Annotated in this window: 18 protein-coding genes and 2 pseudogenes; 7 read left to right on the forward strand and 13 right to left on the reverse strand. The window is 42.1% G+C overall.

Annotated elements, in window-relative coordinates; all coding sequences use genetic code 11:
• Positions 1-295 precede the first annotated feature (295 nt).
• Together ACFFAP_RS05050 and wecB are read left to right on the forward strand one after the other, a co-directional pair.
• Positions 296-670: a hypothetical protein gene (locus ACFFAP_RS05050; protein WP_375510198.1), complete on the forward strand. Its 375-nt coding sequence runs from the start codon at positions 296-298 to the stop codon at positions 668-670.
• A 383-nt stretch (positions 671-1,053) separates the two neighbouring features.
• The gene (wecB, locus tag ACFFAP_RS05055) at positions 1,054-2,184 is read left to right on the forward strand and encodes a non-hydrolyzing UDP-N-acetylglucosamine 2-epimerase (protein WP_375510199.1); all 1,131 of its coding nucleotides are present in this window, start codon (positions 1,054-1,056) and stop codon (positions 2,182-2,184) included.
• A gap of 144 nt (positions 2,185-2,328) precedes the next feature.
• Here wecB and ACFFAP_RS05060 read toward each other — a convergent pair whose 3' ends face one another.
• The 8 genes and pseudogenes from ACFFAP_RS05060 to nrdJ (ACFFAP_RS05095) all read right to left on the reverse strand — a co-directional run.
• On the reverse strand, positions 2,329-2,997 hold the full coding sequence (locus ACFFAP_RS05060; protein WP_375510200.1) for a peptidoglycan-binding protein: 669 nt from the start codon (positions 2,995-2,997) through the stop codon (positions 2,329-2,331).
• Between the two features lie 675 nt (positions 2,998-3,672).
• Positions 3,673-4,083 carry a response regulator gene (locus ACFFAP_RS05065; protein WP_375510201.1) on the reverse strand — a complete coding sequence of 137 codons (411 nt, stop codon included), beginning with the start codon at positions 4,081-4,083 and terminating at the stop codon, positions 3,673-3,675.
• A gap of 162 nt (positions 4,084-4,245) precedes the next feature.
• Positions 4,246-4,926: a Crp/Fnr family transcriptional regulator gene (locus ACFFAP_RS05070; protein WP_375510202.1), complete on the reverse strand. Its 681-nt coding sequence runs from the start codon at positions 4,924-4,926 to the stop codon at positions 4,246-4,248.
• Between the two features lie 134 nt (positions 4,927-5,060).
• Positions 5,061-5,807, reverse strand: a complete 747-nt coding sequence (locus ACFFAP_RS05075; protein WP_375510203.1) for a Crp/Fnr family transcriptional regulator — start codon at positions 5,805-5,807, stop codon at positions 5,061-5,063.
• 211 nt (positions 5,808-6,018) lie between these two features.
• The gene (locus ACFFAP_RS05080; protein ID WP_375510204.1) at positions 6,019-6,756 is read right to left on the reverse strand and encodes a Crp/Fnr family transcriptional regulator; all 738 of its coding nucleotides are present in this window, start codon (positions 6,754-6,756) and stop codon (positions 6,019-6,021) included.
• A 540-nt stretch (positions 6,757-7,296) separates the two neighbouring features.
• Positions 7,297-8,307, reverse strand: coding sequence for an NAD(P)-dependent alcohol dehydrogenase (locus ACFFAP_RS05085; protein WP_375510205.1), 1,011 nt, complete (start codon positions 8,305-8,307; stop codon positions 7,297-7,299).
• A gap of 576 nt (positions 8,308-8,883) precedes the next feature.
• Positions 8,884-9,957 (reverse strand): annotated as a pseudogene (gene nrdJ, locus ACFFAP_RS05090) (ribonucleoside-triphosphate reductase, adenosylcobalamin-dependent); the annotation flags it as partial.
• Positions 9,958-10,242: 285 nt separating this feature from the next.
• Positions 10,243-11,472, reverse strand: a pseudogene (gene nrdJ / locus ACFFAP_RS05095) (ribonucleoside-triphosphate reductase, adenosylcobalamin-dependent); the annotation flags it as partial.
• Between the two features lie 466 nt (positions 11,473-11,938).
• On the opposite strand from nrdJ (ACFFAP_RS05095), the gene ACFFAP_RS05100 reads away from it, so the two are divergent.
• Positions 11,939-13,525 carry a GMC family oxidoreductase gene (locus tag ACFFAP_RS05100; protein WP_375510206.1) on the forward strand — a complete coding sequence of 529 codons (1,587 nt, stop codon included), beginning with the start codon at positions 11,939-11,941 and terminating at the stop codon, positions 13,523-13,525.
• 349 nt (positions 13,526-13,874) lie between these two features.
• Here ACFFAP_RS05100 and ACFFAP_RS05105 read toward each other — a convergent pair whose 3' ends face one another.
• Together ACFFAP_RS05105 and ACFFAP_RS05110 are read right to left on the reverse strand one after the other, a co-directional pair.
• The gene (locus tag ACFFAP_RS05105; RefSeq protein WP_375510207.1) at positions 13,875-14,321 is read right to left on the reverse strand and encodes a DUF4433 domain-containing protein; all 447 of its coding nucleotides are present in this window, start codon (positions 14,319-14,321) and stop codon (positions 13,875-13,877) included.
• A gap of 87 nt (positions 14,322-14,408) precedes the next feature.
• A complete protein-coding gene (locus tag ACFFAP_RS05110) occupies positions 14,409-15,779 on the reverse strand; it encodes an AtzE family amidohydrolase (RefSeq protein WP_375510208.1) in 1,371 nt (456 codons plus the stop codon).
• A 344-nt stretch (positions 15,780-16,123) separates the two neighbouring features.
• On the opposite strand from ACFFAP_RS05110, the gene ACFFAP_RS05115 reads away from it, so the two are divergent.
• Entirely contained in the window at positions 16,124-17,995 is a 1,872-nt protein-coding gene (locus ACFFAP_RS05115; protein ID WP_375510234.1) for an SUMF1/EgtB/PvdO family nonheme iron enzyme, read from the forward strand.
• Between the two features lie 51 nt (positions 17,996-18,046).
• Here ACFFAP_RS05115 and ACFFAP_RS05120 read toward each other — a convergent pair whose 3' ends face one another.
• Positions 18,047-18,235, reverse strand: coding sequence for a DUF4089 domain-containing protein (locus ACFFAP_RS05120; protein ID WP_375510209.1), 189 nt, complete (start codon positions 18,233-18,235; stop codon positions 18,047-18,049).
• A 60-nt stretch (positions 18,236-18,295) separates the two neighbouring features.
• Complete coding sequence (locus ACFFAP_RS05125) at positions 18,296-18,643, reverse strand: DUF952 domain-containing protein (protein ID WP_375510210.1); 348 nt, start codon at positions 18,641-18,643, stop codon at positions 18,296-18,298.
• Between the two features lie 16 nt (positions 18,644-18,659).
• Here ACFFAP_RS05125 and ACFFAP_RS05130 point away from each other — a divergent pair, with 16 nt between their 5' ends.
• From ACFFAP_RS05130 to ACFFAP_RS05140, 3 genes are all read left to right on the forward strand, one after another.
• A complete protein-coding gene (locus ACFFAP_RS05130) occupies positions 18,660-18,950 on the forward strand; it encodes a glutaredoxin family protein (protein ID WP_375510211.1) in 291 nt (96 codons plus the stop codon).
• Positions 18,951-19,101: 151 nt separating this feature from the next.
• The gene (locus ACFFAP_RS05135) at positions 19,102-20,601 is read left to right on the forward strand and encodes a UDP-N-acetylmuramoyl-L-alanyl-D-glutamate--2,6-diaminopimelate ligase (RefSeq protein ID WP_375510235.1); all 1,500 of its coding nucleotides are present in this window, start codon (positions 19,102-19,104) and stop codon (positions 20,599-20,601) included.
• Positions 20,602-20,820: 219 nt separating this feature from the next.
• Positions 20,821-22,320, forward strand: a complete 1,500-nt coding sequence (locus tag ACFFAP_RS05140; RefSeq protein ID WP_375510212.1) for a DICT sensory domain-containing protein — start codon at positions 20,821-20,823, stop codon at positions 22,318-22,320.
• Between the two features lie 702 nt (positions 22,321-23,022).
• Here ACFFAP_RS05140 and ACFFAP_RS05145 read toward each other — a convergent pair.
• Positions 23,023-24,483: a sensor histidine kinase gene (locus ACFFAP_RS05145; RefSeq protein ID WP_375510213.1), complete on the reverse strand. Its 1,461-nt coding sequence runs from the start codon at positions 24,481-24,483 to the stop codon at positions 23,023-23,025.
• Positions 24,484-24,629 lie beyond the last annotated feature (146 nt).

Raw genomic sequence — 24,629 nt, forward strand, 5'->3', positions numbered from 1 at the left:
AAGAAATGTTAAGTAAAATAGGAGTGATATGCTGGGGATCAAGGTTAAAAGCTCATACCTTTTAGTTTATATATCTGAAGGCAGATGCATAAAACAAGTTGTTTGACATAGATATAGTTGACTTTTAATTCATAATTACAAAAAATTAACTGTAAACTTTAGTAAACAAATGCTCATTTTCCTAATTAGTTTTTATATACTGAATTTCACGTAGAGAAACAAAATCAGTTTACTCGCCAAAAGCGAGATATGACTGAAAATTAAAATTCGTTGTGTATTTTTGGGAGGAAAAGTCATGGTTTCTGCTCAAAGCTCTAATCAAGGAAAGACCTACTCCTTGTTGATGATTAAAAGCTTTTTAATATGGACTTTTACATTAGCAGTATGTTTGTTGGTTGTCGGTTTTCCACTAGTTGTCTTGATGGCTACGGTCGGATGTCTGTTATCGATCATCTTACAATCTGTAATGCCTGTTAGTGCTGTTTTGCTTGTAGCAGGCGCTTTAATCATGTTTAATGTCATGGCAGTTGTCTTGGCTGCGGGTGTACTAACTCTTAAAGGAGTTCATCCAAGTGAAATTAAATGGTTAAGCTGGCTGCATGGAGAGGCAGACGAAATGCAGACTACTGTTTACGCTGCTTGCCCTTTAACTTGTGAGATTAAAATCTAGTCATTACAGGTGAATACGACAAACAGTGCGTCTGCCCGGTTAAGCCGGGTTTTTTCATGCTGTTTGTGATTTTACTTGTGAGATCAAAGTATAGTCATTACAGATAAATTTGATAAACAGTGCATCTACCCGATTCAGCCGGGTTTTTTCATGCTTATTGTGTGATTTATCCTTTTAAGTAAATCGGCACAATAAAAGTAAACTGTGTGAAGAAAAGTAAAGAAGGCTCAAACCCTTTTTTCCCCTGCTTTATCCCAACGATAATTATTTACGCCGACTTAGTTATATTTATAGTTTGTGTGATGATTGGATCGCTAACTATTGACTATTGACCATAGACCATTGATTATAACCATTGGCAAATGACAGATGACTAATGACTAATGACTAATCAAAAACGTGTTTGCATTATTTTGGGTACTCGTCCAGAAGCGATTAAACTAGCTCCTGTGATTCAGGTTTTCCAAAAGTCTTCAAGTTTTGAGTCACAAGTAATTCTAACTGGACAGCATCGAGAGATGGTTGAGCAAGTTATGCAGCTGTTCAACATTAAGGCAGATTATGACTTGGAAATTATGCAGGTTCAGCAATCTCTAAATGATATTACCTGCCGTAGTTTACAAGGGTTAGAAGCATTATTTAACGAGAAAAAACCAGATTTAATAGTGGTGCAGGGAGACACTACTACAGCTTTTGCCGCAGCTTTGGCAGCTTTTTATCAAAAAATCCCTATCGGTCATGTAGAAGCAGGTTTAAGAACTGATGATATCTTAAATCCTTACCCAGAAGAAGCTAATCGACGGTTGATTTCTCAAATTACTCAGTTGCACTTTGCACCGACTCCTTGGGCTGTGGAAAATTTGCACCGTTCTGGTGTTTTGGGTGAAATTCACATGACGGGTAACACGGTAATTGATGCGCTGTTGAATGTAGCTGCAACCCAAGCAGTTTGTAATGTACCAGGCTTAGACTGGGATTCATACCGCGTTCTGTTAGCAACAGTTCATCGTCGGGAGAATTGGGGAGAACCTCTGTTAGCGATCGCTCAAGGCTTTCTACAAATCTTAGACAAGTTTCCTGATACAGCAATGCTCTTACCATTACACCGCAATCCCACAGTGCGAGTTCCGTTACAAGAACTTTTAGGGAATCATCCCCGAATTTTCTTGACAGATCCTCTAGATTATGGTGAATTGGTGGGTGCAATTGGGCGATCGCATCTTTTGCTCACTGACTCTGGTGGTTTGCAAGAAGAAGCCCCCAGCTTGGGAAAACCAGTATTGGTTTTAAGAGATACCACCGAAAGACCAGAGGCTGTTGCAGCCGGTACAGCCAAACTTGTAGGCACTACAAGTGAGAACATTTTTGCAAATGCTGCTGAGTTACTTAGCGATCCAGATGCTTATGAAGCAATGGCAAATGCAATTAATCCCTTTGGGGATGGTCATGCAGCAGAGCGCATTTTGCAGATTGTACAAAATTACCTGGGTCTTTCATCAGAAACATCAACTTAGAAAGTTAGATTAAACAAAATGCAAAATTCCTGTTTTTTAGGGTGCATAAAATCGGCTTTTCTCCCGGTTTTGCATTTTTTTCAGTAGGGGCGTACAGATGTACACCTCTACCTGGAAAGGAGATTTTCAAAAAGTTGCTTATGGCTAAATACCCAAAGCTAATCTAGTTTCTGGCCCCACCGTACCATCTACAAGTAAACCTTTACTTGCCTGAAAGCTTCGGACTCGGCTAACAGTTTCTTGACCGTAAATTCCATCAACTCTGAGATTACCTAAAGCTGTTTGAACGTCTCTTACAAGCAGACCTCTAGAACCACGGGTAAGAATGACTGAACCGCCAACACCACCAGGTCTAATCACAGGAGCATAGTTAGGTCTATCACCAACCCATCGAGCAAAAACGTATCTACCTGTAGAAAGCCTAGCAAAACCATTTTCATACCTTTCAATGGCTGGAAGTGTTGCTCCATTTGGTACACAATCCACATAGGAGTAGTTGGTGCTTGGGCCTGTACGGATACGCAAACAACTGCCGTTAGTTCTGACAAATGCAGCCGAACTAATTTGAATTTGGGCAGCAGCAATAAGTAATACACCAACACCAGCTAAAGCTAACCAAGCTGAAGATTTAATAAGTTTTTTCCAATTGAATTTAGCTTTGGTGATTCCAGATGTCTCTTCTTTAGTAATAACTATATCAGAAGATGTAAGAGGTTTTTTGCTATCTAATTGAGATTTAGACGGATTATATTTGGTGTTTCGAGATGCCTCTTCTTGAGCAATAAACATCTGAGAATAAGCAAGATATTCCATAATGCACGCCTTTATATGAAAAAATGAGTAGTCACAGAGAACTATTTCAGTTTTCTCTGTATTTACTCTTAGTATATTTTATATCCTTGTATTTTCAAAAGTTTTTGCTGGTAGTGCAATTAAGAAAGAATAAAATTAACGTGAGTTCGACAAACCTCTTCCCGCCTTGAACTAAAGTTCAAAGCTGTCCCTCTCGCACGTCGGAGAGGAAAGATTTTGCGTAGTAAAATCTCTTAGAGGTGTTTTTGATTGAGCTAATTAAGCGGACACTATATAAGCTGTCGAATTCACGTTGAAATCAATTAAAAGATTCCTAAGAAAATGCGATGTCTACGACGGGCTACGCTAACGCGCTGATTTATAAGAAAAATCACTAGTAGTCTGTCAAGCTAGTAATGAAAAGTTTGTAGTAAGCACAAAGCGTGCTTAGAAAACAAGGACTAAAGTCCTTACTACGAAATTGTTTACCCCACAGGTCGGCGGAAATAAACCTACCATTTCATTACAGCTAGAAAGCCCAAAACTCAAGCATGGGTGACTTTTGACTTTTTTTGACTTCCGCCTTGCGGTACTAGGCGTTGGCATAATCCGTAGTAGACATCGCATTTTTAAAATAAATAAAATTTAGTTAAAACTTTCTTACTTACTAGCTCCTCTTTTATGCATCCAAATATTTCAAGCGTATTGTTCGAGTCTAGCTAAACTAGCAACCGTAGAAGCTAATTCGTCTAAATCTATCGGCTTGCATCGGAATATATCATAACCTGCTAATAAGGCACGATTACGGTCTTCGTCTAAAGCAGATGCTGTCATAGCAATAGCTGGAATCTTTCTCCCTCGCTTTGCTTCTAAATTTCTGACCTTCGTGAGCAGTGAGTAGCCGTTCTCATCTGGTAAATAAATGTCACTAATCAGGATGTCTGGTTTAAAAAATGACATTATTTCTAAAGCATCACCTGCCGAAGCAGCTGTAATAATCTCTGCTCCGTCTATTTCAAATAGAAAGGTAAGTAAGGTTCTCGTATCAGGATCGTCATCCACAACGAGCAATCGCAGACCTTTAAAAGACATCGACTGATTAGACATTATTCTCACCATCGTGTAGTTGGAACACTTTGATTAGCAAATGCAATGCATCCAATCGCATGTATTTGTAAATGCGATTTGATCCATACTTTACTAAATCTTAATGAAACTAACTGCCAAGTGTCTGTCCGGTTTCAGACATAGTTAACTTATAATTATTCACTAGCGATCGCACCTTGGCTGATTGTCCAGCAACCGAGCAAATTCGTTTTGGATCACCCGATAACACTCGCAGGAAGTTGCTGACAAATCCTCTCGGTTGAGGATGCTAATATGACCACGCTGGTAGCGAATCATTCCGGTTTTGCTCAGGTTATTAGCCGCCACTGTCACACCGGAGCGCCGTACACCTAGCATCTGGGCGATAAATTCTTGTGTGAGTGGAAAATCCTCTGATTGCAAGCGGTCAGAGACTGTCAGTAGCCAACGAGCCAGCCGCTGCTCTACGGTATGAAAACGGTTGCAGGCACATCCTTGCGCCAATTCAGTGTATGCAGCTTGTACATAGCGCAGCAGCAGGTTTTGAATAGCTCCACCCTGATTGAACTCGGTTTTAAGTACATCTGCATCCATCTGCATAGCAGTACCTGAAACCTGCACAAACGCTTTTGTGGTTGTTGTTTTGCTTCCTAAAATTATTGGGATACCGATCATGCCTTCATTGCTCACTATCCCGACTTCCATCATCGAGCCATCTTTCATATTAGCGACTAAAGAAACTACTCCATGTTGGGGAAAATAGACGTGTGCGATCGGTTCTTTTGGTTCGTAAATGACTTGCCGAGTCGAAAGCGAAACCAACTTCAGGTGTGGAACAAGACGCTGATAATCATTAGTTGACAAAGCCGCGAGTAACTTATTGACTTGCGGCTTAAAAGTGTTTTCCCTCACTGAACATTAAAAAAGATAGATAAATTTGCTCAAAATACTTTAAATCAAATTACTTTTGCGAGTCTGTTCGGTTTCGCACACATAACTCAAAAAAAATTTTTGGCTCGCTTACTGGGCTTCATGCCCAGTAAGCGAGCAAATTCATTTTGTATGACTCGATAACACTCGCAGGAAGTTGCTTCCAAATCTTCTCTGTTCAGGATGGTAATATGACCACGTTTGTAACTGATCATTCCGGCTTGGCTGAGAGTGCTAGCCGCAACTGTAACGCCAGAACGACGTACACCTAGCATCTGGGAGATAAATTCTTGCGTGAGCAAAAAATCTTCTGATTCCACACGATCAGAGACTGTCAGTAACCAGCGAGCCAGCCGTTCGTCCAGTGTATGCAGACGGTTGCAGGCAGCTGCTTGCGCCAGTTCCGAGTATATAGCTTGTACGTAGCACAGCAACAGGTTTTGAATAGCTCCGCCCCGATTGAACTCGGCTCTAAGTACATCTGCATTCATCTGCATAGCAGCGCCCGAAACCTGCACAAATGATGTTGTGGTTGTGATCCTGTTTCCTAAAATTACCGGGATACCAACCATGCCTTCACTGCTCACTATCCCAACTTCCGCCGTTGAGCCATCTTCCATAATGGTAACTATAGAAACCATTGACTTCTCAGGAAAATATACTTGTGCGATCGGTTCGCCTGCTTCGTAAAGGATTTGGTGAAGTTCGAGCGAAACTAGTTTTAGATGGGGGACAAGACGCTGATACTCACTAGCTGGCAAAGCTGCAAGCAGCTTATTTGATGGCTGCTGAAAAATATTTTTATCTAATGACATTAGAAGCCACTCTCTTTAAACTAGGTGACCTTAGAAAAGCCAACTCAGGGCACAAGGAAAGGATTTAAGGATCAAATCCTAATGACAAAAGGTGTATTCGCTAAAGAAACACGGGGACAATCTAAAAAAGCTTAGCGGACAATCTAAAAAAGCTTAAATGAACACACTTGTTTAAGTCTGTGCGCTTTCGCACATAGAAGCTTAAAAACAATTATTTTCGCCGTTTATTGGGCTTATTGCCCAATAAACGAACAAATTCATCTTTTAGAATCTGATAACATTCACAGGAGGTTTTTTCTAAAGCCTCTCGATTCCGGATCTGAATCTGACCACGGTGGTAGGCGATCATTCCAGCTTGCCTCAGGGTGCTAACTGCTTCGCTGACACCAGCGCTATGTACACCTAGTATCTGTGAGATAAATTCTTGGGTAAGCGGAAATTCGTTTGATTCTAGACGGTCAGAAACTGTCAGCAGCCAACGAGCCAGCCGCTCCTCTAGCTGATGAAGACGGTTGCAGGCAGATTCTTGTACTATTTGAGTGTATACACCTTGCATATAGCACAGCAGCAAGCTTTGAAGCACTGCACCCCGATTGAACTCGCTTCTGAGTATAGCTGCATCGATTTGCATGGCAGTGTCTGGAATCTGCACAACAGCATTTGTGATTGTGGTGGTGTCTCCTAAAATTACGGGCATACCCACCATACCTTCATTACTCACTAAACCAACTTCCACTGTCGAGCCATCTTTCATAGTGGTAACTATAGAAACCACTGCTTTATTAGGAAAATAGACCTGTGTAATCGGTTCGCCTGTTTGGTAAAGGACTTGCCGATTTGATAGTGGAACCAGCTTCAGGTGGGGAACAAGACGCTGATAATCACTGGCTGGCAGAGCTGCAAGCAACTTATTTGCTGGTTGCTCAAGGGCATTTTTGTCTAATGACATTGGGATTTTCCTGAATGTAGCCGTCTCTAGAAAAGGCAACTCCAGGCATAAGGAGAAAAATCAATAATTTGAATCCTATATGTCAAAAGGTGTATTTCCTACAAATTTTTAATAAAAGATTAGTTTTTTATTATTATATATAATTTAACATAATTAAATTAATGATTTATAGTAGCAAATAAATTCTAAATTTTAATGTAAATCAAAAAAATTGGTATAGTCGGCTAAAGCATCTATCTAAAAATTGAGAGCAAAATAATACAAATTGCATAGCAAAATAGGAAGTAGATACCACAATAAAAACCTATTTTTGCGCTGTTAAATCCTGGCTTTAGCAAAGTTAATAGTAAGTAGGAAATCAGTAATGTCGGCTCAAAGATAAATAATCCTAACAATTGGAATTGCTTAATTTCACTATAATTAGAGTTGCGATCGCATATAGCGGTTCTCAGTTGAGTAAGTACAGAACCACAACCCCCTCCCCGCTCTTCGAGAGCTTCCTCTAATGTATCTCATTTTATTAGGAAAAGCTATAATTAACTAATTACGAATTACGACTTTACCGAAGTGAGCCGCACTTTTGAGATAATGGTAAGCTTCTCGTGCTTCAGTGAATGGGAAAACTCGATCAATAATCGGTTTGATTTGATGCTGTTGCATCGCCTGATTCATCGCCTCAAACATTTCCCGACTGCCAACATAAATTCCCTGAACTGTTAAACTCTTAAAAAGTATTGGCATGGGGTCAATCTCACTTCCTCTACCTGATAATACGCCAATCAAGCTAATACGTCCCCCAATGCGGACTGCTTGTAGTGATTTTGGCAGAGTACCTGCACCGCCTACCTCAACTACATGATCTACACCCGTGCGATTAGTCAATTGGTAAACTTGCTTTTCCCAATTTGGTGTTGTTTTATAGTTGATTGTTTCGTCAGCACCAAGCTGTTTAGCTCGTGTCAATTTCTCATCACTGCTAGAAGTAATAATCGCTCTAGCACCATGTATTTTGGCGAACTGGAGAGCAAAAATCGAAACTCCTCCTGTACCGAGTAATAAAATACTATCACCTGCGCGAATATTACCTTTTGTCACCAGTCCATGCCAAGCTGTAACGGCTGCACAGGGTAAGGTTGCGCCTTCAATGTAGGATAGTTGGTCAGGTAATATTACTAAACCATCTTGGTGTAATACAACATACTCAGCTAGCATTCCATTGATACCGCCTCCTAAATCGGATTTCATTTTCTCTTTGGTTAAAGAGCCATAAATCCAGTCTTGAAAGAAAATACCAGCGACGCGATCGCCTATTTTAACCCGTGTCACACCTTCCCCTACCGCCACGACTTCCCCCGCACCGTCAGACAGGGGAATTAAGGGATATTTTTGTCCAGAACCATAAGCTCCTTCAATGACAAGCAGATCGCGGTAATTTAGAGATGTTGCTTTGACTTGAATGAGAACTTGTCTTGCAGTTGGTTTTGGTTCAGGGCGATCAACTAATGCGAGGGCATCAATTCCGGCGTTGCTTTGAATTTCGTAAGCTTTCATTGGCAGACTCCTTTTGCCAAAGATTATAGTGTAGAGAAATTTTGTGCTGCTTTTCTATACGAAAATAATTACTGGTAGCAATTCTGTATGAAGATGCGCTAAACCATATTTAAGTAGAAGAAGGAAGTAAGAAAAACGAACCGCATAGACGCAAAGCGGCTTCCCGCAGGGTAGGACGCATAGACACGTTCGCGGAGCGTCTCGAAGAGAAGTGGCTTCCCGTTCGCGTAGCGTCTCCGAAGGAGAAGGGTAGGACGCAAAGAAAGAAAGAAGTTAAAAGGGTTTGGTGCAGCCTCACAAAGAACTGACTTTTTACGGAATCTGGAAAACCTCTCTCTAAATCTCTCTCCTAAGAGGAGAGAGACTTTGAATTTTCCCCCTTCCCGCGTCGGGAAGGGGGTTAGGGGGTTAGGTGTTTCGTGGCTTTTCCACATAACGTGAAAAGTCAGCACAAAGAAATGCTATAAGGAGGGGAAAATAGATAATTAAAAAGCAGTAGTTTAATCTGAAGTTAAACCACTGCTGTTTATTGTAATAGATAAATAGTGACTACTCTAAATTGATAGTCATTTTACCTTATGAGCTTGGTTGCTGATCAGGAAACATACACTTATCAGAGTCACAACCACTAGGGCCAGCCTCTGCCATTTCGCCTAAATCGTAGCGGCTTAAGACTGCACAAAAATCATCTGTTTTGCGCCGTGCTTTCACCTCTTGATTCAAGCGGTCGTAGGTTGGTTTATCTATCGGTTCAAATGGCAAACGTGGGAATGATTGCAAATCGTCAAAACGAGCTAAAAGGGCTGCTGAAATATATCCCTCATCATTCTGGATAGTTTCGTAGATGCGCTGTCCTAAAGGTTCGATTTCATCAGAGCGAAGTTCTAAAGTTGCTGATGTGTTGTGAGTCACATACCAACGTTGAACCTGGAGGACAAAATCAAATTGGGCTAAGACTGAAAACTTAGAAACATCAATTTCATCAGCCCCTGGTAAATCAGCCCAAGATACAGAAACAGGAATTTCTACTAACCATTCACTCACCCGTGAATCAAAGGGATCGTTGAGTAAATTGCCCTGTTCATCTTTGTCTGATTGAGAGGGAATGACGTTATAACCATAGTCAATACAAGCTAAGGCTACTGGGTCATTTTTGCCGAAGGTGATGCGGCGAATAAATCTTTGCGCTTTCGGGGGATGCCATCCTGAACTAGCATTAGTTAATAAAGCTTTAGTGCCACTTGGTTGGACTGTAGTACAACGATTTGGACGTTTGAAATTGTGGCGATCGCAGTAATCCCAAACCACCCGATGTACAATATCTTTCCAAAAGCTTAGATATTTTTCTTCCTCACGCTTGAAAGCTAACCCTTGTGGAGTTGCAGGTCTTCCTTCTGACCACCAGCGCAGCCAATCAACACCAAACGCATGAACAAAGAAATCAAATAAACCTGTAAAAGAAACTCCTACAATCGGGTCTAATTCACGGCTGTATTGATAGCGTGGTTCCAGGAATTTGTGATTTAAAAGTGCTGCTACAGATAGCGCCCCAGCTGTGAAAGCTTCTTCTTGTTCTTTGTAGTTATATGGATCGATTTGATTAAGGTGAACCTCTGACAAATTACAGTGGAAATTACTGCCGATGATTTCCTTTCTTTGTTACCCTAGAGGCTTTTTATCCCCTAGTTCTACTGCTTGATTATTCGCAGTAGCTCCGCGTACCTTTTGCAGATGTGAATTCAGATAATAAAAGTGTTTTTCACATCCGCCCCCGCACTCTTGGAGAGATTATATTCTAGACAAAATTTTTGATGTAATCTAGTTTCACTCTCTACGCTGTACGGTGTCAAAGGCTTTTTAGTTCCTTTGATTACCACGGGATTAGCATCTCAGCTTTCCCCGTTTTTGCGAGGTTTTTAACGTGAGGCAAAATCACTTACCACACGGATTTAGCCCATAGCGAGCTAAACGATGTTCTAGCTCATTAGCATCCAGATTGGAATGGTGTTCTTCTAACCACTGTTTTGCTGTTCCTTGTTCATAAGCTTCTAAGAACTCAACTTTCAGAGCCTGTGTTGGTAGCAAATCAATATTCGATCGCGCTACGGCTTCACCAGCCCATTGAATCGCTCCCTCGCCACTATAATACTGTTTGCGGACAGCATTAAGACATTCTTCTAAGGTTGGCTTGCGGTGAAAAACTCTGGTATGGTTTGCCATCCTGAGTGCATCGCGCTCTGGATCGATTCGCCAGTTGCCATTTTCATCTTGCTGCCATAAATTATCTTTGGCGCTGGCTCCTTGTTGATCGCCAGAATCAAACTGACGCATTCCCGCGCTTCTTCGGATATTACCTGCAACAATTGTTACAGCACCTTGATCTATTAACAGACAGCATTCAACTGAATTTAATTGCCGTCCTACAGCTTTACTCAGGATAGAAGCACAACACTGATAAAGTCCGGGCAATTTTACAGGATTAGCAACTCCTCCAAAGCCGTTGAGAGTTTCTCCTGATGAGCGGACATCGCTGATATCAACTAATACTTCAACTTCTGCTGAAAATTGTTCATCAGTGGAAAGTTCTAATAGGGCTTGATATGATTCAACCCAACCTTCACGACTATCTCCAACGTGAATAGTGACGCTATTGCCTTCTATATGTGTTTCAGTATATTCACGTCGCTGTTGGACAGGAGTGCTGCCAATTTCGCCTTGTACAGTGACATTCAGTTGATTACGGATGGGGGGCAACTGGTTAATAAATTGTGGTTCTAGGACTGCTCCAGTGCCACAGCCCATCATTGCCAAATCCATCATTAAGCCAAAGGCACTCCAGTCTTCGAGATTGGTAGAGGTGCAATTATAAGCCCCAGAAAAATTCTTTGGTTTGGTTATCCAGTCTGTACCACCAACCCATAGCCAGCGCCCACTGGGCATAGCTTTCAAGTTGCGCTGCATCTTATTGAGTATGACAGCTTCTTCTTGAGTTAGCTTGCCCAACTCGACTAAGCCGAGTAGAGTGCGATCGCACACCTCATCCCATGTTTCCCTTAGTCCTGCCTTTGTGCGGCGGCTATAGGTTCTAAAAAATACGGGATTAGCAGCCGGTGCAGTTTCGGGAAACTTTGCACTCTGGCGTTTTCTTTCGAGTTCTCGAACCATATATCAAGTGTGTTGCGTGCGGACAGATTATGACTATACGCCAAGTAGTTTGAGTATTAAAGATTGTCAAATTGTCCACTTTACGCTAGCTATAGGTCGTACTATTTGCAACATAAATTTATGATGTATAATGTCCCTCGCCCTTGAGTATGATCTCGATATTGAGTTTTAATTAGTACATATATTTTTATAAGTAAAATCTCTTTATACCGATTCTTATTTAATTACTTAGCGGAGGCATAAAGTTTGCTTGAAATTATGCAGGTAGAGACTGAGGAACATAAATCTCATATAAACGAACTGTTTTGGGAATATTTTAAAGGCAAGAAAACGAAGCTAAACTTGTTTGATTCAGCATAAATCTTTCTGTTGGTCGTAATGCAACAGTCAGATTCGTAAACTTTAAGCTTTAACTAGTCTTCAAGTTACAGTTTTTAAAGTAGTTGAATTTAGAAGCGAGGATGTCATGACTCAATATGACTATATTGTGATTGGTGCGGGTTCGGCAGGCTGCGTTGTAGCCAACCGGATGACACAAGATAGTGAAACAACGGTGTTATTACTCGAAGCTGGCAATCCAGATACTAAACCTGAGATTCAAATCCCGTTGTCATCCCCCAACCTACCTCGCTCGGAACTGGACTGGAAATATTTCTCTGAACCAGAACCATACCTGAATAACCGCAAAATCTTTTGTCCCCGTGGCAAAGTCTTGGGTGGCAGCAGTTCGATTAATTCTATGATTTATATCCGGGGGAATCATCACGATTATGACCACTGGCAGTCATTGGGAAATCCTGGTTGGAGTTACCAAGATGTATTGCCCTATTTCAAGAAATCTGAGAACCAGCAACGCGGTGCCGACGCATACCACGGGGTTGATGGTGAGTTGAGCGTCACCGATATTCAACCCCCGACTGTGGCATCCCAACGATTTGTAGAAGCAGCCGTGGCAATCGGATATAACCACAATCCTGATTTCAATGGAATACAGCAATCAGGTGCGGGAATTTATCAGTTGACGGTCAAGGATGGTAAACGTCACAGTGCTGCTGCTGCATTCCTGATGCCAATTCTCAAGCGTCCTAATTTAACAATAACAACAGGAGCGTTAGTGACTCGGTTATTGTTTGAGGGAACCCGCACCGTTGGGGTGGAATATATGCACGAGGGAACGCTGCACCAAGCCAGGGTTAACAAAGAAGTGATTTTAAGTGCTGGTACATTCGATTCGCCCAAGCTGCTGATGCTTTCCGGCATTGGTGATGCAGAACAACTGCAAGCAATGGGGATTCCTGTCGTCGTTGATTTGCCAGGTGTCGGTCAAAACCTCCAAGACCACTCTCTCGTTCCTGTGGCACACCAGATAATTACCAGTCCTGTGGCACATGAGGTAATTGCTGGGTTAGACCCGGTAATTAGCAGTAATGGTAACGCTGAAGCCGGATTATTTTTGCATACCGAAGGTAATCTGGATGCCACGCCAGATTTACAGTTTTTCTTCGGTCCCATTTTGTGGATATCTCCTGGCGAAACCCTCTCTGGTTTGGGATTCACTGTTACAGTCAGTTTGACTCATCCTCAAAACATTGGCAGTGTCAGTTTGCCCTCGCCTGACCCCAAAGACCCACCGATTATTCGGATCAACTTTCTACAAAGTCAATCCGATGTGCAAAAGCTAGTTGCTGGGATTAAAATAATGCGTAAATTATTTCATACAAGTGCCTTTGATCAGTTTCGAGGTGAGGAAATCAGTCCCGGTGCTGAGGTGATTAGCGATGAAGCTCTCGTTGCTTACATCCGGGAATTTTGCGTTACGGGGTATCATCCTGTCGGCACTTGCAAAATGGGAACTGACCCAATGGCGGTTGTTGATCCCGAACTCCGGGTACGCGGTGTTACGGGGTTGCGGGTTGTTGATGCATCGATCATGCCAACTCTGGTCGGGGGCAATACGAACGCGCCCACGATTATGATCGGCGAGAAAGGAGCCGATTTAATTAAAGCCGCAGGTGGCGTTTCATCGCAAGTAGCTTCAGCAATGGCAAACTAACTCGCTGGGGCGATCGCCTGGAGATAACATGAGACTGTATTAACTACAGCTTCAACATTCATAACCACAACTGAAGCTGTATTAACTACAGCTTCAACATTTATAACCACAGCTTAAGCTGTATTAACTCCCGCTTGAACTTTACTTATAAAAAGTTGAGTATTTATAAATAATGCTTAAGCTGTATTAACTACAGCTTCAAGTTTACTTATAACATCATGAGCATTTGTAACCACAGCTTAAGTTGCATTAACTACAGCTTGAACTTTACTTATAAAACGTTGAGGGTTCCTAATGTATTGTCTTAAAACTGGTAAGCCGATACAGCGAAGTAGGGGGTATAGGACTCCTATTTGATTTTTGAACAAGACTCGGTACAATTCAAAGAGCCTTTTATTTCAACGATAATTTCTTTCTCTTTCCAGCTACTTGCTGGTAGAATTTGTGATAAGTGGCTAGCCGCATTTCCAGTTGTTATAAAAGCGTCTTTCCGATTGAGTATACTTGGTTGTATTGACAAAACAACAATCCCATTATCTTTATTTTCATTTATCACTCTGTATAACATCGGGTTTCTTGGCTGAAAATAAAAATTAGCATATTCCCATAAACTTTTGCCATCTGGTGTGTTTTTGTTACTACGGTTAGCAACTATTTGTTGGTCATATACAGGTGTACGTTGGGTATTCTCTTGTTCAACAATTGCATGAGATAAAACTCCTTTTTTTAGGATAGATGGTACATTATTAATATGTGTAATATAATACAAAGTATCGATTGTCTTTTTGCGTTTCATTATTATTTCATCAAATATTCTTGGTAGTATTAGTGTACTAATTAGATTCAAAAAGAACAATATTTATGTATTATATAAGACATTTATCTAAACTACACCCTTTACCTCTAACGCAGCCGCAACCCGTAAAATTAACGCTTCATTATATGGTGCTGCTATCAATTGCACACCTAAAGGTAAGGCATTTTGGCGCAAAATTGGTACTGATAAAACTGGTAAACCAATAAAAGATAATGGTTGAGTAAATAGCCCTAAATGAGGACGGACAAGAATTTCTTCACCATCTAAAATCATCGTTTGTTGACCGATTAGCGGTGCGGAAATTGGTGTAGTTGGCGCAAGAATTACATCAACATTTTGAAAGACTTCCTGAACGCGATCGCGATACCATTTTCTAAACCGTTGGGCTTGGAGATACCAGTTACTTGGAATTAACGCCCCGGCTAAAAAGCGATCGCGTGTCGCTGGATCAAAATCTTGAGGACGACATCGCAATTTTTCCAAATGCAGATTTGCGCCTTCACTAGCTGTAATCACAAAAGCTGCTGCACGGGCGCGGTGTGCTTCTGGTATTGTTACGTATTCAGTGACTTTTATTGCATCAGCTACCTTTTGGACTGCTGCTAAAGCTTCCGCTTCTGCACCTTTGGTGAAATAATCAGCAGCGATCGCAATTCTGATATCAGAAATATCTTGTTTGAGTTGTGATAAAACCAATTCAGGCGGGCGCTTTGTGCAAATTGGATCGCGATCGTCTTCTCCCTGAAGCACATCAAACACCGTAGCGATATCCTGTACCGAACGCGCAAAAGGGCCAATGTGGTCAAAACTGCTAGAAAATAAAGCTACTCCAGCCCGAGATAACCTTCCATAAGTCGGCTTAAAACCAAAAACGCCACACAACGCCGCCGGAACGCGAATTGAACCATTAGTATCAGAACCCAGCGTCAACGGTACTAACCCAGCAGCAACCGCCGCCGCCGAACCACCCGATGAACCACCAGCAGATCGTTGTAAATCATGGGGGTTGTGGGTAGCACCGTAATGGGAATTTTCCGTCACAAACCCATAGGCGTACTCATCCATATTCAAAGCGCCAACCAGCACAGCACCAGCTTGTTTCAGCTTCGCTACTGCGGTTGCATCTTGGCTAGCTGGTGGGTTTTCTGCATTGATTTTCGATCCCGCCAGAGTCGTTCGCCCTGCGATATCGAAGAGATTTTTCACCGCAAAAGGGACACCAGCAAGCATTCCAGGATTATTACCTTGGGCAATTTCCCTGTCAATGCGGGCTGCATCCGTTAAAGCTATCTCAGCAGTCACAGCCGTAAAACAGTTGAGTTGATTATCCCGCGCTGCTATTCGTGCTAACGCAGCCTTGGTAACTTCCACAGCGCTTACTTTAGCTTCGCGTACAGCAGCAGCTATTGTTATAGCATCGGCTGAATCAAAATTCATGCTGGAATATTAAGAGATGTGCATTTAGTTGATTACATCTAAAGAAGGGTATTATACAGAAAAATTGGTATAATACGTCAAGTTGATATGTTCAGATGCAGTTAGTGGGACTTAGACAAAAAACACCTATAAAAGAGCCTCAAATCTATATATAGAAAAACTTTGACATCGTTTTGCTTAGTTTATTGATATATCTGGGTTTGGGGCATTTTTGAGTATTTGGCGCATTTCCCTTACCCTGTATGGATTTGAGGCTTGTTTGTTCCTCAAAAATGTTTAAGTCCCATTAGTAACAATTATGCTCAAATTCATCAGATTTCTAGGAGTCTAAGATTGTTGTGGGCATGCTGGTTGGACGCTACGAAATTATTCGGGAATTGGGTGGCGGCGGCTTTGCGATTACCTTTCTCGCAAAGGATTATCTACAACCCAGTCAGCCGTTATGTGTTGTCAAGCAATTGCGTCCTCAACATACTGAACCTCGGATTGTGGAGTCCTTTGAAACAGAAGCGACTGTTCTGGAAAAGTTGGGTAAATATTCCCAAATTCCTCAATTATTAGCGCATTTTAGAGAAAATAAGAACCTTTATATTGTTCAAGAATTTATCGAAGGACATGACCTAAAGCAAGAAATCATTCCAGGTAAGCAGTTAAGTGAAGCTTATGTCACTAACCTATTACAAGATGTTTTGGAAGTTTTGTCCTTTGTACATAATCAGCAGGTAATTCACCGCGACATCAAGCCGGAGAATTTGATGCGACGGGATCAGGATGGGAAGATTTTTCTGATTGACTTTGGGGCAGTCAAGGAACTTGGCGCTCTGATAGTAAATGTAGAAGGTAAAGTCACTTCTAGTGTGATCATAGGTACTCCTGGCTATATGCCTAATGAGCAAAAGAATGCTAAACCCATATTTGCTAGTGATATATATGCCTTGGGAGTGACGATGATTCAAGCATTGACGGGTGTTTCGGCAGTGGACTTTGAAGAAGATGCCAAAACAGGTGAAATTCTCTGGCGTCATCAAGCACAGGTAAGCAAGCGTTTAGCTAATGTGTTAACTAAGATGGTGCGTCGTCATTACACTTTACGCTACGCCAACGCAACCGAAGTGCTACAAGACCTTTCACAAAAACTGCCTCCACCGCCAACACGACCACAACAACCAGTTAACTGGTCGCGGCGCAGAGTTATTCAAACCGTGGGGTTAATGGGAGCTAGTTTTAGCTTTGCAATTGTGGTTGAGAAACTCTTGCTCAACAACTCTGCCCAGAAAAAAGCTTTGCCATCAACCTCATCTATTCCCGCAAATAATATTCCAGTACCGTCCCCGAAGGAGACTCCAGCATTACCGAAGATAAGTGTAAATCCTAAGGAATTTGCTTTAAAAACCTTCCAGTTTGAAGTCATGAAGGTAGATCAGCAAGGAAACAGCACTACAATCAGTCCTGGTCAGGCAAATTTTTTTATAGAAGACCTTGGTAACGGTAACACACTGGAGATGGTAGAAATTCCTGGCGGTCAGTTTCTCATGGGTTCACCACTAACAGAAAAAGAGCGAAACCCAAATGAGGGCCCGCAGCATCCTATGACCGTTAAACCTTTTTTCATGGGTAAATTTACGGTCACTCAAGAACAGTATCAAGCAGTTATGGACATCAACCCTTCTTACTTCCAAGGGGCTAAACGACCTGTCGAACAAGTAAGTTGGAATGATGCAGTCAATTTTTGTCAAAAGCTGTCGCTCATGACTAGCAAGAGTTATCGTTTACCCACCGAGGCAGAGTGGGAGTATGCAGCTCGTGCTGGAACGACTACCCCGTTCTATTTTGGTGAGACGATTACGACTAAGATAGCTAACTATAATGGCGAGTATACTTATGGGTCTGCTCCCCAAGGTGAAAATCGTCAGGAAACTGTGGATGTTGGTAGTTTACCTGCGAATGCTTTTGGTTTGTATGAGATGCATGGCAATGTTTGGGAATGGTGCCAAGACAAATACCACAATAATTACCGTGGAATGCCTGCTGATGGAAGTGCTTGGGTAAGTGGAAATAATAATCCTTACCTACTGCGGGGTGGTTCATGGTTCAGTCAGTCAAGCGTTTGCCGTTCATCTGCCCGTTTAGACGGAAGTAATTCGGATGTAGCGGTTTACGACTTCGGTTTTCGCGTGGTTTGCACACTAGAAAAGGTTTTGATTGCACCCAATTAGCAAAGGAACCTCAAACCCTTTACAGACTGGCATTTCAACTAAAGTTAGCTATTATGGTTCAAATATAGGTGCAGCTTCAATTTCTTCAGCCAAAGGAAACTCATTAACAAGATTAGCGATCGCACTAATTCTCTCAAAATTTGCCACCACACCATCTCGATACTCATTTCTTAGCTGCAAATCCAACAACAGCGCCATTTGATCAACATACTCACCCACATCAAACCCTTCTGTTCTCATTTCCTCTGTGCCCTCTGCGCCTCTGCGGTAGCCTGCGGCAAGCCGAAGCGTCTACGTTAATTATAAATCTGTAACCTCTGGCGGCAACACAAAAAACCCATCTTCTCCAGCCTCCAAATCAACCACCTGAAACACAGCATCAATATTTAACTCACCATAAATATGAGGAAATAAATTATCTACCTCCGCAGCTTCATAACGAATTTCAGCTTTAACTCGATCAGAATCAATGCAAAGAATTACCAAACCCTTTTGATTGACAAAAAAACGATTCGCAACCCAGATAACCTGTGCTGCTGTCGAACAGTGGATAAATCCTTCCGAGTCTAACGTATCACCCCGATAGGTTCCGAGGATTTTTGCTTGTTCCCATTGTTCGCTTTTGGTGATGTGTAGAATAGTGTTCATGATAATTATTTAACAAATGCGATTAATTTTATACAGTAAACCCGGCTGTCATTTATGTGAAGGCTTGCAAGAAAAGCTAGAACAAATCCAAAATCTTAGTTTCGAGTTGGAAATTAGGGATATTACGACTCGTGAAGATTGGTTCGCTGCGTATGAGTATGAGGTGCCGGTACTTTATTTATCGAACCACCAAGTCGCCAAGGAGGCAAAGGAAAAAGAGGGGAGTGAGAGACCATTGCCGCGTCCTTCTCCTCGTGCTAGTGTGCAGCAGTTGGAGCAAATGTTGCGTAAGTATTTAGCCAATTAGAAAAAAATAATGCACAATAAGCGCAAGATAAGCATGTTACCTAAAAAGAAAAGGATACAGAGCAACTAAATTTATTGATGGGCTTGTTAATTTTGAATTTTGAATTTTGAATTTTGAATTCGGAGCGAAGCGACGTGACGAGGTTCACAAGATGAAATTGCGGGAATTACTAACGGCGGTAGATAGTGTTGAACAATTGCCTAGCCATCCGATAGAGGATGTGGAAGTTAAGGGTTTGAAGACGAATTCCCATGCTTGTAGTGTGGGAGATTTGTTTATTGGGATGCCAGGAGGGCGGGTTGATGGTGGGGAATTTTGGCAAAGTGCGATCGCATCGGGGGCTGTAGCTGCGATCGTCTCTCCTGAAGCAGCACAGAAAAATCCTCCCACAAATCAAGCTGTGGTGATCAGTGCAAGTAACATAACTCAAGCTTGTGCCCAAATAGCCAGTGCTTTTTACGGTTATCCGGGGCAAAAACTCAAGCTGGTGGGTGTAACTGGTACAAATGGCAAAACGACAACTACTCATCTAATTGAATTTCTGCTGATCAAAGCTAATCTATCTACAGCTTTGATGGGAACTCTCTACACTCGTTGGGCAGGTTTTGAGCAAACTGCTGCCTACACTACGCCCTTTGCTGTGGAACTGCAACAGCAGCTAGCAGAGGCTGTAAATGCTGGTAGTGAGTTCGGGGTGATGGAAGTAAGTTCCCACGCTTTAGCCCAAGGTAGAGTGTTGGGTTGTGAATTTGAGGTGGCGGTGTTCAGTAATCTTACTCAAGACCATCTCGATTATCACAGCGACATGGAAGATTACTTTGCTGCCAAAGCGTTGTTGTTTAGCCCTGATTATCTCAAAGGACGGGCAATAATTAATGCTGATGATTCTTACGGGAAGCGGTTAATTGCCTCGTTAGATTCTGAGCGCGTTTGGAGTTACAGTGTCAACGACAACAGCGCTGATTTATGGATGAGTGATTTAAGTTACCAGCCCTTTGGTGTCAGTGGTAGATTACATACACCAAAGGGAGATGTAGCTTTTCGATCGCCTCTAGTCGGACAATATAATTTAGAAAATCTTCTCGCAGCCGTAGGAGCAGTTTTACATTTAGGGCTAGATTTGCAGTTAGTAGCGGATGTGATACCTGAGTTTCCCGGAGTTCCCGGACGGATGGAACGGGTAGAGATTAGTCCTGACCAAGATATTAGCGTGATTGTGGATTATGCCCACACACCCGATAGTTTAGAAAATCTGTTGAAAGCTGCACGCCCGTTTATACCTGGTAAAGTGATTTGCGTGTTTGGTTGTGGCGGCGATCGCGATCGCACTAAGCGCCCAAAAATGGGTAAAATTGCGGCTGAATTAGCTGATGTGGCAGTAGTGACATCAGATAATCCCCGGACTGAAGACCCAGAACGGATTTTGCAAGATATTTTAGCGGGAATTCCTGATCCAGTACAGCCAACTGTAATTTGCGATCGGGCTACTGCAATTCGTACCGCTATTTTAGAAGCACAACCCGGTGATGGAGTGTTGCTTGCTGGTAAAGGTCACGAAGACTACCAAATTCTCGGCACTGAAAAAATCCATTTTGATGACCGAGAACACGCACGCGACGCTTTACACCAAAGACTGAACATACAAGCCTAATTTGGGCATTGGGTATAAGAGGCACAGAGGTGCAAAGGGGCAGAGGGGCAGAGGGAAAAGCACTTACTGCTCCCCTGCTTTCCCACTCCCCACTCCCTTCTAGTTGTAGTTTTTTATAGTTAATGTTTATTTCCGTAGGAATTTTGTAAAAAATGCACACATAAAGGTGAAAATCGAAGACAGAGTTATTTCTTGCTTCATCCAACTTGTGCTTGACTCATGAATATTTCTCTGGCAAAGGATCTGTCTGTTTATCAACTAGTTATGGGAGTGCAAGCGCCTCCTAAACCATTGTCCCTCAGTCCTGCTACTCTGCTATCACTAGTGAGAGCGCAAATTGACTTACTAATTGAGCAGCAAATTGCAGCCACTTTATGGGTGAAGCTACCACCAGAAAAAATTTGGCAATCAGAACTAGCGCGTTATCAATCCTCGGTAAGTGCATCTAGTCTCATTTATACTTGCCAGATTGACGAGAGTGCGAAAGCGGGAGATGGGGGAGCAGGGGAAGATGAGGGAGCTGGCGTTACAGGGGAAGAAAATATCCCCTTATCTTCCTCATCTCCCTCATCTTCTTCATCCCCCTCATTTCCTGATCATGTCCCCGTTCACCTATCACCAGATAGCCAAATGCGACGGGAAAACTTTTTGATGGTGTTATCGCCCCAGTTTTGCAGTTTAATTTTGGCTCATCGACCACTTAAAAACCGCAAAAATAAGACGACATCGGGGAAGGTAAATACTAATAAAAACCAGCCGTTGCTGATTATAAATACTCTTGAGGGGAGAGTAATTCAGCAAGTATTAGATGGTATAGAACAAGCGATTACGCCAGAATCATCTCCAATACCTGTTGATTTTATTTGTCCAACTGCGCCCCAAGGCGCACTGATGAATCAACTGTTTGCAAAACAACTCCTGCGACAAGATGAAATTAATCGTCAAATCATCACAGTACGCACCACCAAGTTGCAGCAGCAAAATCAAGAGTTGCAAAACAAAGAGCAACTCAAAGATGAATACTTAAAAAATGTGTGTCAGGAATTGCGTACACCCTTGACGCACATGAAGACAGCACTTTCGTTATTAAATTCCCCTAATCTTAAACCCCCCCAGCGACAACGTTATTTACAGATGTTAAATACCCAGTGCGATCAGCAAAATTCCCTGATTACTGGTTTGTTGGAACTGGTGCAGCTGGAACGTAATTTAGAAGCAATAGCTTTAGAGTCGGTGCGGCTCTCAGATATTGTACCTGGAGTAGTTAGTACCTACCAACCTCTAGCCCAAGAAAAAGGGATTATGCTAGCCTACACCGTACCCACTGAACTTCCATCTATTTGGTGTGTCAGTGGTGGGCTGAGGCAGATTGTGATTAATCTGCTGCATAACAGCATTAAGTTTACTGCTAATGGTGGGCAAGTATGGGTGCGTGCCCGAATTCAAGGCGATTATGTCCAATTAGAATTCCGCGACACAGGTATCGGTATTGCCGAAAGCGAGATTTCCAAAATCTTTGACCGATTTTATCGTGTGCGTACAGCAGCAAATGAAAATTATGGTGGTGCTGGGTTGGGGTTAACAATTGTACAGCAATTGCTGGTGCGCTGTGGCGGTTCTATTTCTGTGAAAAGTAAATTATATGAAGGTTCCACTTTTACAGTGCAACTGCCAAGCGTTGGCGATACCCCAAAAGCGATCGCAATAGAAAATGAGTGATGAGTTACAATTATCCTCTGAGTTAACTTTCTGGTGCTATAGCAATCCTATTTGAGTTAGAAAAATTTTAGTCATTAGTCATTAATACCAATGACCAATGACTAATGACTAATAACTAGATTTCCCCACGCAAATTTAAGAAAATTACATTTTTGGCATCTATTTTTACAGATGATAAGTCGGAAAAATTTAATTAGATTGTTAAACAAAGTCTATTTGATGAAAAGAAATTATCTCTGTTCATAAAAAATAGGTCAACCTAATTAAACATAAAATTTTTAGTAAATAGATCCCCAACTTTTCAGAGAAGTCGGGGATCTATTATTGTGTTTTATTTCTACTCACCTACTGTTTAATTTAACGTGAGTTATACGGTTTATATTGTGTCCGCATAAATTAGTCGAATAAAAAGACCTCTCCCTGGCTTTATAGCAACAGCCTTGGTGATTAGGACATCAACAGATGATAAAACTTAGACACAAAAAGACTTTCCACCAAGTATTGAGCGATGCACTGAGCGCAGTCGAAGTGTCCCCAGTTCCCAGTCCCTTGCTATACTACGTAAAATCTCTCCCTCTCCCTCTCTGAGTCGGAGAGGGATAGACTTGAACTAAAGTTCAAGGCAGGGAGAGGTTTATCAAACTCAGGTTAATTTAAAGTGAATATTTATAATTTTTAAAAATAGTTAATAAATCTTCACTCCTAAATTTTAGCTCCTAATTTATGTTTATTGCTAACTTCTAAGGGGAGGAAAATCGTCAAAACTTCCCCATAATGTGGACGCTGGCGCACAATCAGTTTGCCGCCGATCGCCTGAAACAAATGCTTGGTTGCGGCGATATTCAAACTAATCGTACCCGTTTCTGGTTGGAACATCAGCAATTGCCCTAAAGCTTTGCGAATCGGTGGTGTTGCAGGTATGGCGGCTTTACTTGAATCTTTGCACCTGAATTGGGGCGATAATTGTAACTTAAGTTGATCTCCCGCCGGGATAACTTGTACTTGAATATGGCTACCAGCAGGTAAGCTGCGAGTGAAATTCTCTATCAAACCAGTGAGTACCTGATCCAACATCATGGGATTACTTACCACAGTTGGTAGTTGCTGGGGTAAAACAACATTTAAAGTTAAGCTCCGCCGATGCGCTGCTTGTTCCCAACGGGGAATGCTCTGCTGCAACACTTGATCTAAAGACATCGGCGTGAGTTGAGTTTTTGGCGATTTTGCTGAAGCAGTAGTTTCCAATTCTGCTGCCTTAAATAGTAACTCCATGCGGTCAATTTGCTCGGTACACTCGTGATCAATAATTTTTAAGCGATTGATCACGCTGGCATCTAAATCTCGCCGTTTCAGCAGTAGGCGAGTCATGGTGCGAATAGTTGTTAAAGGTGTACGGACTTCGTGAGCGAAAGCTTGGAGCAATTCCACATCAGGATTTGGGGATTTGGCTTCGAGGATTGGGCATGGATTATTTTCTTTATCCTCCTTGTCTCCAGTTGCTAGTAAAGAGTCCTTAGTCTCTTCTGCTTCTGTTAATTCCTGAAGCAACAACTGGCTAAACTGAATCATGATGCGGCAATCTGGCGCTACCGGAGAATACTCCTGTACTAATGTATCCAGACGGGCAAAAAATTCTGGATTAGCCAGCATTACCCTTGCTCCTAGCGATCGCCAAGCCTGCTGCACTACCTCTGGCTCAAAAGAAAATGAAAAGGTTTTTTTACCGTTTTTGTGAGTTGCTAAAACCAGCACTAATCTAAATTTTTCTGTAAAAACCAAGCAAAACTGTTCTGCACCTAGTGGATCGGCAGGTAATAGCGGAAGTACCGACTCATGGGGAGCGATTTCTTCATTTACAGACGCGATTGCATCTGGCATCTGAAATGGCATCAGCGCCAAGGGGTTAAATGGTTTTGCCGTAAAGGTTACTGTTTGTAAGCTTTGAGTCAGTTTTGGCTGACTAAATAAGGGTGCTGGTGCAGCTAAAACTAATCCTTGGGTTGTGTCAACTGAAGCAGCTGCTAAAGTATTTAATAGCAAATGTTCTGTCGCTGCTAGGCTGACACGCCACTGCTGCTCTGCTTTAGCAGGTGAGCATTCAGCCACACTTGATTGATTTTCAGCCAAGATTTCGCTCAGACTTGGCAATATCCATTTGTACACAGGCTTTCACTCCTTAATTCAAGAGCGACTAACAGTGTCTAGGGTAGACATTTCACTACTACTTAAGAGGTTATAGCTATTTGTGTAGTGACGACAGTGGTAGAACCGAACAATTCGGGCGCAATTTCCCCTATAAATTAGTTACC

The organism is uncultured Nostoc sp., assembly GCF_964245575.1.
Taxonomy (GTDB): Bacteria; Cyanobacteriota; Cyanobacteriia; order Cyanobacteriales; family Nostocaceae; genus Nostoc.

What these genes read in the sequence shown, in the direction of transcription:
- wecB (WP_375510199.1), top strand. Translation starts at nt 1,054, where the DNA reads ATGACTAATCAAAAACGTGTTTGCATTATTTTGGGTACTCGTCCAGAA.
- ACFFAP_RS05120 (WP_375510209.1), bottom strand. Translation starts at nt 18,235, where the DNA reads ATGAGAACAGAAGGGTTTGATGTGGGTGAGTATGTTGATCAAATGGCG.
- ACFFAP_RS05065 (WP_375510201.1), bottom strand. Translation starts at nt 4,083, where the DNA reads ATGTCTAATCAGTCGATGTCTTTTAAAGGTCTGCGATTGCTCGTTGTG.
- ACFFAP_RS05080 (WP_375510204.1), bottom strand. Translation starts at nt 6,756, where the DNA reads ATGTCATTAGACAAAAATGCCCTTGAGCAACCAGCAAATAAGTTGCTT.
- ACFFAP_RS05135 (WP_375510235.1), top strand. Translation starts at nt 19,102, where the DNA reads ATGAAATTGCGGGAATTACTAACGGCGGTAGATAGTGTTGAACAATTG.
- ACFFAP_RS05130 (WP_375510211.1), top strand. Translation starts at nt 18,660, where the DNA reads ATGCGATTAATTTTATACAGTAAACCCGGCTGTCATTTATGTGAAGGC.
- ACFFAP_RS05125 (WP_375510210.1), bottom strand. Translation starts at nt 18,643, where the DNA reads ATGAACACTATTCTACACATCACCAAAAGCGAACAATGGGAACAAGCA.
- ACFFAP_RS05085 (WP_375510205.1), bottom strand. Translation starts at nt 8,307, where the DNA reads ATGAAAGCTTACGAAATTCAAAGCAACGCCGGAATTGATGCCCTCGCA.
- ACFFAP_RS05100 (WP_375510206.1), top strand. Translation starts at nt 11,939, where the DNA reads ATGACTCAATATGACTATATTGTGATTGGTGCGGGTTCGGCAGGCTGC.
- ACFFAP_RS05050 (WP_375510198.1), top strand. Translation starts at nt 296, where the DNA reads ATGGTTTCTGCTCAAAGCTCTAATCAAGGAAAGACCTACTCCTTGTTG.
- ACFFAP_RS05140 (WP_375510212.1), top strand. Translation starts at nt 20,821, where the DNA reads ATGAATATTTCTCTGGCAAAGGATCTGTCTGTTTATCAACTAGTTATG.
- ACFFAP_RS05110 (WP_375510208.1), bottom strand. Translation starts at nt 15,779, where the DNA reads ATGAATTTTGATTCAGCCGATGCTATAACAATAGCTGCTGCTGTACGC.
- ACFFAP_RS05115 (WP_375510234.1), top strand. Translation starts at nt 16,124, where the DNA reads ATGCTGGTTGGACGCTACGAAATTATTCGGGAATTGGGTGGCGGCGGC.
- ACFFAP_RS05060 (WP_375510200.1), bottom strand. Translation starts at nt 2,997, where the DNA reads ATGGAATATCTTGCTTATTCTCAGATGTTTATTGCTCAAGAAGAGGCA.
- ACFFAP_RS05075 (WP_375510203.1), bottom strand. Translation starts at nt 5,807, where the DNA reads ATGTCATTAGATAAAAATATTTTTCAGCAGCCATCAAATAAGCTGCTT.
- ACFFAP_RS05105 (WP_375510207.1), bottom strand. Translation starts at nt 14,321, where the DNA reads ATGAAACGCAAAAAGACAATCGATACTTTGTATTATATTACACATATT.